This window comes from Streptomyces roseolus (genome assembly GCF_014649855.1).
Taxonomy (GTDB): domain Bacteria; phylum Actinomycetota; class Actinomycetes; order Streptomycetales; family Streptomycetaceae; genus Streptomyces; species Streptomyces roseolus.
The window spans coordinates 56,203-68,410 of the sequence record NZ_BMTV01000032.1; the positions used below are offsets into that span (position 1 = coordinate 56,203).

14 protein-coding genes and 1 pseudogene are annotated in these 12,208 nt (G+C 69.9%); 6 read left to right on the forward strand and 9 right to left on the reverse strand.

The window, feature by feature from the left end:
- Positions 1 to 9 precede the first annotated feature (9 nt).
- The 4 genes from sigM (at position 10) to trxA (ending at position 3,172) form a co-directional block, all read left to right on the forward strand.
- Entirely contained in the window at positions 10 to 711 is a 702-nt protein-coding gene (gene sigM / locus IE245_RS30550; RefSeq protein ID WP_189953464.1) for an RNA polymerase sigma factor SigM, read from the forward strand.
- A complete protein-coding gene (locus tag IE245_RS30555; RefSeq protein ID WP_189953466.1) occupies positions 708 to 1,655 on the forward strand; it encodes an RsmA family anti-sigma factor in 948 nt (315 codons plus the stop codon). The genes sigM and IE245_RS30555 overlap by 4 nt, the downstream gene beginning before the upstream one ends.
- 172 nt (positions 1,656 to 1,827) lie before the next feature.
- On the forward strand, positions 1,828 to 2,793 hold the full coding sequence (trxB, locus tag IE245_RS30560) for a thioredoxin-disulfide reductase (protein WP_189953468.1): 966 nt from the start codon (positions 1,828 to 1,830) through the stop codon (positions 2,791 to 2,793).
- Between the two features lie 46 nt (positions 2,794 to 2,839).
- On the forward strand, positions 2,840 to 3,172 hold the full coding sequence (gene trxA / locus IE245_RS30565; RefSeq protein ID WP_308436639.1) for a thioredoxin: 333 nt from the start codon (positions 2,840 to 2,842) through the stop codon (positions 3,170 to 3,172).
- An 81-nt stretch (positions 3,173 to 3,253) separates the two neighbouring features.
- Here trxA and IE245_RS30570 read toward each other — a convergent pair whose 3' ends face one another.
- From IE245_RS30570 to rpmH, 9 genes are all read right to left on the reverse strand, one after another.
- Positions 3,254 to 3,871: a GNAT family N-acetyltransferase gene (locus tag IE245_RS30570; protein WP_189953470.1), complete on the reverse strand. Its 618-nt coding sequence runs from the start codon at positions 3,869 to 3,871 to the stop codon at positions 3,254 to 3,256.
- 163 nt (positions 3,872 to 4,034) lie between these two features.
- Positions 4,035 to 5,090: a ParB/RepB/Spo0J family partition protein gene (locus IE245_RS30575; RefSeq protein ID WP_189953472.1), complete on the reverse strand. Its 1,056-nt coding sequence runs from the start codon at positions 5,088 to 5,090 to the stop codon at positions 4,035 to 4,037.
- Positions 5,087 to 6,166 carry a ParA family protein gene (locus tag IE245_RS30580; protein WP_189953474.1) on the reverse strand — a complete coding sequence of 360 codons (1,080 nt, stop codon included), beginning with the start codon at positions 6,164 to 6,166 and terminating at the stop codon, positions 5,087 to 5,089. Before IE245_RS30580 ends, IE245_RS30575 begins: the two co-directional genes overlap by 4 nt.
- A 238-nt stretch (positions 6,167 to 6,404) precedes the next feature.
- Entirely contained in the window at positions 6,405 to 7,121 is a 717-nt protein-coding gene (gene rsmG / locus IE245_RS30585; protein WP_189953476.1) for a 16S rRNA (guanine(527)-N(7))-methyltransferase RsmG, read from the reverse strand.
- A gap of 126 nt (positions 7,122 to 7,247) precedes the next feature.
- On the reverse strand, positions 7,248 to 7,760 hold the full coding sequence (locus tag IE245_RS30590) for a Jag family protein (protein ID WP_189953478.1): 513 nt from the start codon (positions 7,758 to 7,760) through the stop codon (positions 7,248 to 7,250).
- Between the two features lie 31 nt (positions 7,761 to 7,791).
- Positions 7,792 to 9,084, reverse strand: a complete 1,293-nt coding sequence (gene yidC, locus IE245_RS30595; RefSeq protein ID WP_189953480.1) for a membrane protein insertase YidC — start codon at positions 9,082 to 9,084, stop codon at positions 7,792 to 7,794.
- 3 nt (positions 9,085 to 9,087) lie between these two features.
- Positions 9,088 to 9,414 (reverse strand): membrane protein insertion efficiency factor YidD, encoded by a 327-nt coding sequence (yidD, locus tag IE245_RS30600; protein ID WP_030493766.1) that lies wholly within the window; start codon positions 9,412 to 9,414, stop codon positions 9,088 to 9,090.
- Positions 9,411 to 9,782 carry a ribonuclease P protein component gene (gene rnpA / locus IE245_RS30605; RefSeq protein ID WP_030753828.1) on the reverse strand — a complete coding sequence of 124 codons (372 nt, stop codon included), beginning with the start codon at positions 9,780 to 9,782 and terminating at the stop codon, positions 9,411 to 9,413. Before rnpA ends, yidD begins: the two co-directional genes overlap by 4 nt.
- Before the next feature lie 21 nt (positions 9,783 to 9,803).
- Positions 9,804 to 9,941 (reverse strand): 50S ribosomal protein L34, encoded by a 138-nt coding sequence (rpmH, locus tag IE245_RS30610; RefSeq protein ID WP_015659252.1) that lies wholly within the window; start codon positions 9,939 to 9,941, stop codon positions 9,804 to 9,806.
- A 15-nt stretch (positions 9,942 to 9,956) separates the two neighbouring features.
- Between rpmH and IE245_RS38285 the strand changes: the two are divergent.
- Both IE245_RS38285 and dnaA read left to right on the forward strand, forming a co-directional pair.
- A pseudogene (locus IE245_RS38285) lies at positions 9,957 to 10,358 on the forward strand (hypothetical protein); the annotation flags it as partial.
- A complete protein-coding gene (dnaA, locus tag IE245_RS30615) occupies positions 10,298 to 12,100 on the forward strand; it encodes a chromosomal replication initiator protein DnaA (RefSeq protein ID WP_189953481.1) in 1,803 nt (600 codons plus the stop codon). The pseudogene IE245_RS38285 and the gene dnaA, both read left to right, overlap by 61 nt.
- Positions 12,101 to 12,208 lie beyond the last annotated feature (108 nt).

Genomic DNA, 12,208 nt, shown 5'->3' on the forward strand with positions numbered 1-12,208 from the left:
GGCTCACCGTTGGACCGTCCGATAGACGCCACAGACGACCGGGAACTCCTGGCCCGTCATGTCGCCGGGGACCCGGACGCCTTCGGTGAGCTCGTACGGCGCCACCGCGACCGGTTGTGGGCGGTGGCGCTCCGGACCCTCGGGGACCGCGAGGAGGCCGCCGACGCCGTCCAGGACGCCCTCATCTCGGCCTTCCGGGCCGCCCACACCTTCCGGGGCCAGTCGGCCGTCACGACCTGGCTCCATCGCATCACCGTGAACGCCTGTCTGGACCGCCTCAGGAAGAGCGCCACCCGCAGGACCTCGCCCGTGGACGACACCGCCCGCTTCGAGCAGCTCCTCGAACCGCACGAGTCCGCCGAGGCCCCTGCCGAGCGCGAGGACCTCCACCGGCAGCTGCTCGCGGCGCTCGCCACCCTCGCCCCCGACCAGCGCGCCGCCCTCGTCCTCGTCGACATGCAGGGATATCCCGTCGCCGAGGCCGCCCGTATCCTCGGCGTCCCCACCGGCACCGTGAAGAGCCGCTGTGCACGCGGTCGGGCCCGGTTGCTGCCGATGCTCACTCATCTGCGCGCCGACACCGTGGGTAACGAGCCCCCCGAGGGGGGAAGGAACCGGACGCCGGGGGCATCCGTCCCACCGGTGTCGGAGCCGACGGAACCAGGACCGACCGATCCAACTGCTGTGAAGGGCGGAGGTGGGCGCGCGTGACCACGACCGACAAGGCCGACACAGCACAGCACCCGGACGTCTCGGAGATCTCCGACCTGACCGAGGGGCTGCTCTCCCCGAGCCGCTCCGCGACCGTCCGCAGGCACCTCGACGGCTGCGTGCTCTGTGCCGACGTCCGGAGTTCCCTGGAGGAGATCCGGGGGCTCCTGGGCACCCTTCCGGGCCCTCCGCGCATGCCCGCCGAGATCGCCGGCCGGATCGACGCCGCTCTCGCCGCCGAAGCGCTCCTCGACGCCACCGCCCCCGACGCGCCCCGGCCTGTTTCACGTGAAACCACGGTCTCGGGGGACACGCCTTCGACTAGGGCCACTCCGGCTGTTTCACGTGAAACAGGCCACCCCGGCGCACAGGCCGGCCGTCCCGCCGAAGGTCGCCCGCCTGCGTCCCGGGGCGCCACCGGCCCCGGGCGGGGGCGCACCCGTCACCGCGGCCGGATCGCCGCCCTCGCGGGACTCGCCGGGACCCTGGTCGCCGCCGTCTGTGCCGTCAGTCTCTATGCGCTCACGCAGAACGGCGCGGACACGGACGGCACCGCGGCCGACGCCGCGAGCTCGTCCCTGAGCGCCTTCTCCGGAGAATCGGTCGAGGACAGGGTCGAGAGCCTCCTCGGAGGGAACGGTCCTGCCGCACGGGCCCCGAAGGGGGACCGGCCCGAGTCGCTCTCGGCGGAGGCGACCGAGAGCGCCGGACTCGCCCAGCGGAACATCGACGGAGCCCTCCCCGAGTGCGTCCGCGCGGGCACCGGTCGCCAGGACGCGGTCCTCGCGTCCGAGCGCGGTGAGTACGAGGGCGCCCCCGCCTATCTCCTCGTGCTCCCCGACCCTGCGGACAGCAGCCGGGTGGACGCGTACGTCGTCGACGCCTCCTGCACCGGGAACACTCCGGGGAAGCTGCTGACGACCGCCTCGTACCCGAAGCCCTGACCGCTTCCTCGCCCGCCGCCGCCCCGATGCCGTCTCCCTGTCCGTCTCACGCACGTGCCGCGCGGTGCTCTCGGGAATGCGCGCCCCTTAGGATCCGTTGGGTGGGGTGGAGAGAGACCGAGACACCGCCCCCATAGGCAGTAGGCAGTCTGCAGAGACGAGGAAGAAACCCGTGAGCGACGTCCGTAACGTGATCATCATCGGCTCCGGGCCCGCGGGTTACACCGCCGCGCTCTACACGGCCCGGGCGTCGCTGAACCCGCTGGTCTTCGAAGGTGCCGTCACCGCCGGTGGCGCCCTGATGAACACCACCGAGGTCGAGAACTTCCCCGGCTTCCGTGACGGCATCATGGGCCCGGACCTCATGGACAACATGCGGGCGCAGGCCGAGCGCTTCGGCGCCGAGCTCGTTCCGGACGACGTCGTCGCCGTGGACCTCACCGGTGACATCAAGACCGTCACCGACACCGCCGGCACCGTGCACCGTGCCAAGGCCGTCATCGTCACCACCGGTTCGCAGCACCGCAAGCTCGGCCTGCCGAACGAGGACACCCTCTCCGGCCGCGGTGTCTCCTGGTGCGCCACCTGCGACGGCTTCTTCTTCAAGGACCAGGACATCGTCGTCGTCGGCGGCGGCGACACCGCGATGGAGGAGGCGACCTTCCTCTCGCGCTTCGCCCGGTCGGTCACCATCGTCCACCGCCGTGACACCCTGCGCGCCTCCAAGGCCATGCAGGAGCGTGCCTTCGCCGACCCGAAGATCTCCTTCGCCTGGAACAGCGAGGTGGCCGAGATCCACGGCGACCAGAAGCTCGCCGGTCTGACCCTGCGCGACACCCAGACGGGCGAGACCCGCGAGCTGGCCGCCACCGGTCTCTTCATCGCCGTGGGCCACGACCCCCGGACCGAGCTGTTCAAGGGCCAGCTGGACCTCGACGAGGAGGGTTACCTCAAGGTCGCCGCCCCGTCGACCCGCACCAACCTCACGGGCGTCTTCGGCGCCGGTGACGTCGTCGACCACACCTACCGCCAGGCCATCACGGCCGCCGGTACCGGATGCTCCGCCGCGCTCGACGCCGAGCGCTTCCTGGCCGCTCTCTCCGACAGCGAGAAGCTGGCCGAGACCCCCGCGGTCTGACCCGAGCTCTCTTCACCTCACACCCCGCGAAGTTAAGGAGGCCGCCGTGGCCGGCGCCCTGAAGAACGTGACCGACGCTTCCTTCGAAGAGGACGTCCTCAAGAGCGACAAGCCCGTTCTGGTGGACTTCTGGGCTGCCTGGTGCGGCCCGTGCCGTCAGATCGCCCCGTCGCTGGAGGCCATCGCCGCCGAGCACGGCGAGATCGAGATCGTGAAGCTCAACATCGACGAGAACCCGGCCACGGCCGCGAAGTACGGCGTCATGTCCATCCCGACGCTCAACGTCTACCAGGGTGGCGAGGTCGTGAAGACCATCGTCGGCGCCAAGCCGAAGGCCGCCATCCTGCGCGACCTGGAGCCCTTCGTCGACGCGAAGTGAGCCCACGCTGTTTCACGTGAAACGGCCCGTCCCCGGAAGGGGGCGGGCCGTTTTCGTTCTCCGTCCGGAGCGGTTCCGGGTTCACAGGGGTCGGAGCGCGGGCTCCTTCTGGACCGCGCCGAGCAGCCGGTCCAGGGCCATCTCGACGTCCTCCTTCCAGGAGAGCGTCGTCCGCAGCTCCAGTCGGAGCCGGGGGAAGGCGGGGTGCGGACGTACGGTCTTGAAGCCGACCGCGAGCAGATGGTCCGCCGGCAGCACGCAGGCCGGTTCCTTCCAGCGGGCGTCGCCGAAGGCCTCGATGGCCTTGAAGCCCCGCCGGAGCACGTCCTTGGCGACCGTCTGCACCATCACCCGGCCCAGCCCCTGTCCCTGGTACTCCGGCATGATCCAGGCCGTCATCAGCTGGACGGCGTCCGCCGCCACGGGACTTGTGGGAAAGGCGGTCGAGCGCGGTACATAGGCCGGGGGCGCGTAGAGGACGTACCCGACCGGCACCTCGTCGACGTAGACGACCCGGCCGCAGGAGCCCCACTCCAGCAGGACGGCGGAGATCCACGCCTCCTTCTCGACCTCCGCGCGGCCCGCCTTCACGGCCGCCTCGCCGCTCACCGGATCGAGCTCCCAGAACACACAGGAACGACAGCGCTTCGGCAGATCCGGAAGATTGTCCAGCGTGAGCGGTACGAGCCGACGCCCCACGGCTGCCCTCGCTTCCCTGGCCGTCGCACGGCCACCGAGCACGGATACGGCTCTCGGAATCGTAACCAGCGAGCCCGCGCGACGACACCGCACACAGGCAAAGGGCGGGGAGCCTCCCGGTGTCACCCGGAACGCTCCCCGCCCTAGAGGCCTTCGGGAGGGCTTACTCCTCGCCCTGCTCCCCCTCCTGGTCCGCCTTCAGCTGGTCCATGACCTTGTTCTCGCCGGGGGCCAGCGTGGTGAGGATCCGGTCGAGGTCCTCCACCGAGGCGAACTCGACGACGATCTTGCCCTTCTGCTGCCCCAGGTCGACCTTCACCCGGGTCTCGAAACGGTCCGAGAGGCGGGTCGCCAGATCGGAGAAGACCGGCGACACCCGGGCACCGGCCCGCGGCTTCTTGGCCTTCGCCGCAGCGGGCTCCTCCAGGCCCATGAGCTTCACGATCTCCTCGGCCGTGCGCACCGAGAGGCCCTCGGAGACGATCCGGAACGCCAGCTGGTCCTGGGCCTCCGGGTCCTCCACGCCGAGCAGGGCGCGGGCATGGCCGGCGGAGATCACTCCGGCGGCGACCCGGCGCTGGACCGGCGGGGAGAGCCGGAGGAGTCGCAGGGTGTTGGAGACCTGCGGGCGGGAGCGTCCGATCCGGTCGGCGAGCTGGTCGTGGGTGCAGCCGAAGTCCGTGAGCAGCTGCTCGTAGGCGGCGGCCTCCTCCAGCGGATTCAGCTGGGCCCGGTGGAGGTTCTCCAGCAGGGCGTCCAGGAGCATCTTCTCGTCGTCGGTCGCCCGGACGATCGCGGGGATGGACTCCAGGCCGGCCTCGCGGCAGGCCCGCCAACGCCGCTCACCCATGATCAGCTCATAGGCGTCGGCGTCGGTCTTGCGGACGACCACGGGCTGGAGCAGGCCGACCTCCTTGATGGAGGTGACGAGCTCGGCGAGGGCTTCGTCGTCGAAGACCGTGCGCGGCTGCTGTTTGTTGGGCGTGATGGCGTCGAGCGGGATCTCGGTGAAGTACGCCCCGGCGACCAGCGCCGGCTCGGGCTCCACCGGCTCCGTCACCGGCTCGGGCTGCGGGACACTCTGGGGGAACAGGCGGGCCGCACCGCTCCCGGGGAGCGTGGAGACGGCGCCGGCCTCCGGCGCCTGCTGGTCCTGAGGGGTGCCGGCGAACAGCGCGCCGAGCCCCCGCGGGCCCAGTCCCCTACGTCGGTCGCTCACTGAAGTTCCTCCGCCATGCTGTGCTGGTTGTTCTGGTGCCCCACGCGGCCGTGCTGATGGGGCTCGTAATGGACCGAGATGCCGCGGAAGGCGATCTCGCGCGCTGCTTCGATGTACGACAGGGCTCCACTGGAACCGGGGTCGTAGGTGATGACCGTCTGGCCGTAGCTGGGCGCCTCGGAGATGCGGACGGACCGCGGAATGCTGGTCCGGAGCACCTCCTTCCCGAAGTGGCTGCGGACTTCCTCGGCGACCTGCGACGCGAGCCGGGTGCGGCCGTCGTACATGGTCAGCAGGATCGTCGAGACGTGCAGCGTCGGGTTGAGGTGGCCACGGACCAGATCGACGTTCTTGAGGAGCTGTCCCAGCCCCTCAAGGGCGTAGTACTCGCACTGGATCGGGATGAGTACCTCGGCCCCCGCCACCAGGGCGTTGACCGAGAGCAGTCCGAGGGAGGGCGGGCAGTCGATGAGGATGTAGTCCAGCGGCTGCTCGTACGCCTGGATCGCACGCTGGAGACGACTCTCGCGCGCCACCATGGACACCAGCTCGATCTCCGCCCCGGCGAGATCGATCGTGGCCGGGGCGCAGAAGAGGCCTTCGACGTCCAGGACCGGCTGGACCACCTCGGAGAGCGGCCTGCTGTCGACGAGGACGTCGTAGATCGAGGGGACATCGGCGTGGTGGTCGATGCCCAGTGCCGTGGAGGCGTTGCCCTGCGGATCCAGGTCGATCACCAGGACCCGGGCGCCGTGCAGGGCCAGCGAGGCGGCCAGGTTGACGGTCGTGGTCGTCTTGCCCACGCCGCCCTTCTGGTTGGCCACCACCATGATGCGGGTCTGCTCGGGACGGGGCAGTCCCTCGCCGGCGCGGCCCAGGGCTTCTACGGCCAGCTGGGCAGCACGGCCAATGGGGGTGTCATCCACCGGGGGCAGCGTTTCACGTGAAACGTCTTCCCCGGCCGATTCGGTTCGGGGACCGGGGACCGGATCGGTCATCGGTCCCGCGATGTTGGCGTCGGACCGCAAGGATTCACTCTCCTCGGCATCAAGCTCGCGATGGGAAGAGCCTGCCATGCCTTCGGGGTCCTGAACCAGCGAGGTCGGTGGATCTGTGGGTGAATCCACCTTTGTGGAAAACTCCGTAACCCTCGCGGGTGGCTTCACACGGGGTCGGTGGTCCCGGGGGGTGACTGCGGCGCGCCCGCGGCTGATGATCCCCTGGAGCAGTGAGCGACGTTTCACGTGAAACACGATGCCCCCGCACCCGTGCCGGGACCGTCCGACACTCCGTGAAAGCGGACGAAAGCGACGCTCAGCGGCGCCGACGGGTCTTGCTGGTCCGCGCCGCCTTGGCCCGCTTGGCCGCGAAGCGCACACCGCCGGGGCTCTCCCCGACCTCGACCCGGACCACGGTGGACATCGGATCGACGATCCCCTCGCCGACCTGGAGGACCGAGGTCTCCACCACGCCCAGCTTGGCGAGCGCGGCGCGGGCCCCGTCGAGCTCCTCCTGCGCGGTGTCGCCCTTCAACAGCAGCATCTCGCCGTAGGGGCGGAGCAGGGGCACGCCCCAGCCGGCGAGCCGGTCGAGGGGGGCCACGGCGCGGGCGGTCACGACGTGGACCTGCGGGACCTTGCCGAGCATCTCTTCGGCGCGGCCACGGACGACGGTCACATGATCGAGACCGAGCAGCTCCACGACCTCCGTGAGGAAGTTGGTCCGGCGCAGGAGCGGCTCCAGGAGCGTGATCTTCAGATCGGGCCGGACCAGGGCCAGCGGGATGCCGGGCAGGCCGGCGCCCGAGCCGACGTCGCAGACCGTGACGCCCTCCGGGACGACCTCGGAGAGGACGGCGCAGTTCAGCAGGTGGCGCTCCCACAGTCGCGGGACCTCGCGCGGGCCGATGAGCCCGCGCTTCACGCCGGCGTCCGCGAGCAGCTCGGCGTAGCGCACGGCCTCGGGGAAGTACTCGCCGAAGACCTTGCGTGCCTGCTCCGGCGCCTCGGGGAGCTCCGCTTCCTCCGTCACGGGGACCGTCCTTCCATACCGCACGCGTACCGTGCGAGCGCGCTGTGGTGGCTGAGTGGCTGAACTATCAGGCTGACAAAGATCGGCCCCGTCTGCGAACAGACGGGGCCGACGCGAGGAGACGGGTCAGGCAGGGAGGACGACGACGAAGCGCTGCGGCTCCTCGCCCTCGGACTCGCTGCGCAGACCGGCGGCGGCGACCGCGTCGTGCACGACCTTGCGCTCGAACGGGGTCATCGGGTCCAGCTTGACCGGCTGACCGGAGGCCTTGACCTCGTCCGCGGCCTTGGCGCCGATCTGGGCCAGCTCCGTGCGCTTCTGCGCCCGGAAGCCGGCGATGTCGAGCATCAGGCGGCTGCGGTCACCGGTCTCCCGGTGCACGGCGAGGCGGGTGAGCTCCTGGAGCGCCTCCAGCACCTCGCCGTCGCGGCCCACGAGCTTCTGCAGATCGCGGCCGCCGGAGTCGCTGATGATCGAGACCGCGGCCCGGTCCGCCTCGACGTCCATGTCGATGTCGCCGTCGAGGTCGGCGATGTCGAGCAGACCCTCAAGGTAGTCGGCCGCGATCTCACCCTCCTGCTCAAGGCGGGTCAGGGTGTCGCCACCCTCGGCGGCGGCGGAGGTGGTGCCTTCCGTCACGGATGGACTCCTTCTAGCTACGTGGACGCTTCTACTTCTTGGAGGACGGGTGCTTGGGCCGCTGCTGGCCCTTGCGCTGGCGGGAGCCGCCGGAGTTCGCGCGGCTGCGGCCGCCGCCCTGCGCGCCGCCCTTGGCGGGCGTCTCGGGCTTCTTCTCCAGCGAGGTCTTCGGCCGGGCGTCCTGGGCGGCCTCGCCCGTGGACTCCTCGGCCGTCTCCTCGACGGTCTCCTCGCTCTTGGCCTGCTGGCCGCCGGACTGGCGCTGGGCCTTGGTCTGGCGCTTGGGCTGCTGGCGCTTGGGGGCGGCGGTGCCCTCGGCCTCGGCGACGGCGGCGTCGCTCTTCACCACGGTGCCGTCGGCCTGGGCGGCGAAGCCGGCCTTGGCGAGACCGCCGATGAAGCGGCGCTCGTTCTCGTTGCGGTCCGAACCCTTGGCGACGATCGCCTTGACGACGGCCTTGTGGCGACGGCTGCGGATCTCACCGTGGTGCGTGACGCTCTTCAGCAGGCGCTGGAGGTAGGAGTCCTGCGCCTTGCTGCCCGGGGTCGGGTTCTGGTTGATCACGTACATCTGCTGGCCCATGGTCCACACGTTGGTGGTCAGCCAGTAGACGAGGACACCGACGGGGAAGTTGATGCCCATGACGGCGAAGATCACCGGGAAGATGTACATGAGCATCTTCTGCTGCTGCATGTACGGGGTCTTCACCGAGAGGTCGACGTTCTTCATCATCAGCTGGCGCTGGGTGAAGAACTGCGAGGCCGACATCAGGACGATCATGATCGCGGTGACGATGCGGACGTCGGTGAGCGAGGCGCCGAGGGCGGCGACCGCCTCGGGGGAGTCCATGAACTTCGAGGCGATCGGGGCACCGAAGATGTGCGCCTCACGGGCGCTGTCGACCAGCTCCTGGTTGAGGGCACCGATCTTCTTGCCCGACGCGATGTTGGACAGCACGTGGTACAGGGCGAAGAAGAACGGCGACTGGGCGAGGATGGGAAGGCACGAGGAGAGCGGGTTGGTGCCCGTCTCCTTGTACAGCTTCATCATCTCTTCGGACTGGCGCTGCTTGTCGCTCTTGTAGCGCTCCTGGATCGCCTTCATCTTCGGCTGGAGCGCCTGCATGTTCCGGGTCGCCTTGATCTGCTTCACGAAGAGCGGGATCAGCGCGATACGGATCAGCACCACGAGGGACACGATCGACAGGCCCCAGGCCCAGCCCGTGTCGGGGCCGAAGATCGCCCCGTACAGCTTGTGGAACTGGACGATGACCCAGGAAACGGGCCAGGTGATGAAGCTGAACAGACTGGCAATCGTGTCCACTAATCAGGCTCCTTGAGCATTGGGCGAGGTCTCTGCGGCCGGGCTCGTCTCGGCGGAGATCCCGCCCTTGTCGCCGCGCAGCGCGTTCCTGAGCATCTCGTGCCAGCGCGGTCGCTTCCGCGGAGGGACATGGTCCACTCCGCCGGGCGACCACGGATTGCACCGCAGGATGCGCCAGGCGGTCAGGGCGATGCCCTTGATCGCGCCATGCCGGTCTATGGCCGTGAATCCGTAGTGGGAACACGACGGGTAGTACCGGCAGACGTCGCCCAGGAGCGGGCTGATCGTCCACTGGTACAGCTTGATGAGGGCGAGGAACGGGTACTTCATCGCGTACCCCCTCCCAGCAGCCTCTGAAGGGCGGCGTCCAGGTCGCGGGCCAGGTGGGCGTGGTCGGCGTCACCGGCTCCGGGCAACGCCCGTACGACCACCAGGCTACCGGGGGGCAGCGTGGAGAGCCGGTCGCGGACGAGGTGGCGCAGACGACGCTTCACCTGGTTGCGGACGACCGCACCGCCCACGGCCTTGCTCACGACGAAACCCGCACGCGTCGGGGGAGCGCTCTCCCCAGGCGCGTGCGGGTCCGTTGCACCGCTACGTAGGTGGACGACGAGGAGCGGGCGACCGGCCCGGCGTCCTCGACGTACCGCGGTTGCGAAGTCCTCGCGCCGCCTCAGCCGATTCTCGGTAGGCAGCACGTCATGACCTGTTTAGGTGGATCAGGCGGACAGGCTCGCGCGACCCTTGGCACGGCGGTTCGCCAGGATGGCGCGGCCGGCACGGGTACGCATGCGCAGGCGGAAACCGTGGGTCTTCGCGCGACGACGGTTGTTCGGCTGGAAGGTGCGCTTGCTCACTCGGGGGCTCCAGAAATGATTCGGGTGGTGGCGGGACATCGCCTGGCTGTCACCGTGCGCCCACGAGTAGCTCGCATACGCTCGAGTGCACCGCTACGCGACCACACAAGGTGGTCTTTGCCCATCGGAGGCAGGCGGCAGCAGCCATCGACAACTCGACCTGGTTACGGTACGCGCGATTACGCCATCCGGTCAAACCGACCCGTCGGCGGGGCCGCTTGTGCACAGGCTGTGGACAACAACTTGAACGACGTCAGCCGCCGCGACTACCTTGGCTGGACTCGACTATCTCTTCCGTTCTGTTCTTATCGTCCCGAGAAGCACACATTCGTGGGACCTGCGAGAAAGCGTGCCCTGTGGCTGACGTACCTGCCGATCTTGCCGCAGTGTGGCCACGCGTGCTCGATCAGCTGCTCGGAGAAGGACAGCAGGGCATCGAGCCCAAGGACAAACAGTGGATCGAGCGCTGCCAGCCGCTCGCCCTGGTCGCCGACACGGCGCTGCTCGCCGTCCCCAACGAATGGGGCAAGCGGGTCCTGGAGGGCCGGCTGGCCCCTCTGATCAGCGAGACCCTCAGCCGCGAGTGCGGCCGCCCGATCCGGATCGCGATCACCGTCGACGACTCCGTCGGCGAGCAGCCGCCGGCGCCCTCCCCGGGCCACGCCCCGCAGCAGCCGCACTACGGCGAGCGCCCGCAGCCGGAGCCGTACGAGAAGTACGACGGCTACGGCCACCGCGCGCTCCCCGACGACGGACTGCCCACCGCGCGCCCGGCCTACCCGGACTACCAGCAGCCGCCGCGCCCCGAGCCGGGCGCCTGGCCGCGCTCCCAGGAGGACCTCTCCTGGCAGCAGCCGCGCCTCGGCGGCTTCCCGGAGCGCGCCCCGTACACCGGGCCGGCCTCCCCCGATCCGTCCGGACGGCCGCGGTACGACGAGTCGCCCCGCGGCTACGAGCAGCCGCAGCGGCCCGAGCGCGCCGAGCTTCCCGAGCCGCCGGGGGCGGGACCGCGCCCCGGCCCGGGTCCCGGCGGCCAGGGCGTGGGGCCCGGCCTCGGCCAGGGCTCGCTCGGCGGCACGGGCGCGGGCGCGGGCGCGGGCTCCGGTTCCGGCGGCCCCGGCGAACAGCACGCGCGGCTGAACCCTCGGTACCTCTTCGACACCTTCGTGATCGGTTCCTCGAACCGTTTCGCCCACGCGGCCGCGGTCGCGGTGGCCGAGGCTCCGGCGAAGGCGTACAACCCCCTCTTCATCTACGGCGAGTCGGGGCTCGGCAAGACGCACCTGCTGCACGCCATCGGGCACTACGCGCGGAACCTCTACCCCGGCACGCGCGTGCGGTACGTGAGCTCGGAGGAGTTCACCAACGAGTTCATCAACTCGATCCGCGACGGCAAGGGCGACGCCTTCCGCAAGCGCTACCGCGACGTGGACATCCTGCTGGTCGACGACATCCAGTTCCTCGCGAGCAAGGAGTCGACGCAGGAGGAGTTCTTCCACACCTTCAACACCCTCCACAACGCGAACAAGCAGATCGTGCTCTCCTCGGACCGGCCGCCCCGGCAGCTGGTGACCCTGGAGGACCGGCTGCGGAACCGCTTCGAGTGGGGACTCACCACCGACGTGCAGCCGCCGGAGCTGGAGACGCGCATCGCGATCCTCCGCAAGAAGGCGGTGCAGGAGCAGCTGAACGCCCCGCCGGAGGTGCTGGAGTTCATCGCCTCCCGGATCTCGCGGAACATCCGCGAGCTGGAGGGCGCGCTGATCCGGGTGACGGCCTTCGCGAGCCTCAACCGGCAGCCGGTGGACCTGGGCCTCACCGAGATCGTCCTCAAGGACCTGATCCCGGGAGGCGAGGACTCCTCGCCGGAGATCACGGCGCCGGCCATCATGGCGGCCACGGCCGACTACTTCGGGCTGACGGTGGAGGACCTCTGCGGTTCCTCGCGCAGCCGGGTCCTGGTGACGGCCCGCCAGATCGCCATGTACCTCTGCCGGGAGCTCACCGACCTGTCGCTGCCGAAGATCGGCGCGCAGTTCGGCGGCCGCGACCACACGACCGTCATGCACGCGGACCGGAAGATCCGCGCCCTGATGGCGGAGCGGCGCTCCATCTACAACCAGGTCACCGAGCTGACCAACCGCATCAAGAACGGCTGACACACCGCCGTACGACCTCCGAAGGGCGCTCCGGGAACACCTCCCGGGGCGCCCTTCAGTGCTGTCGGAAGGCCCTCGGGAGGCCGTCGGAAGGCTCTCGGGAGGCGG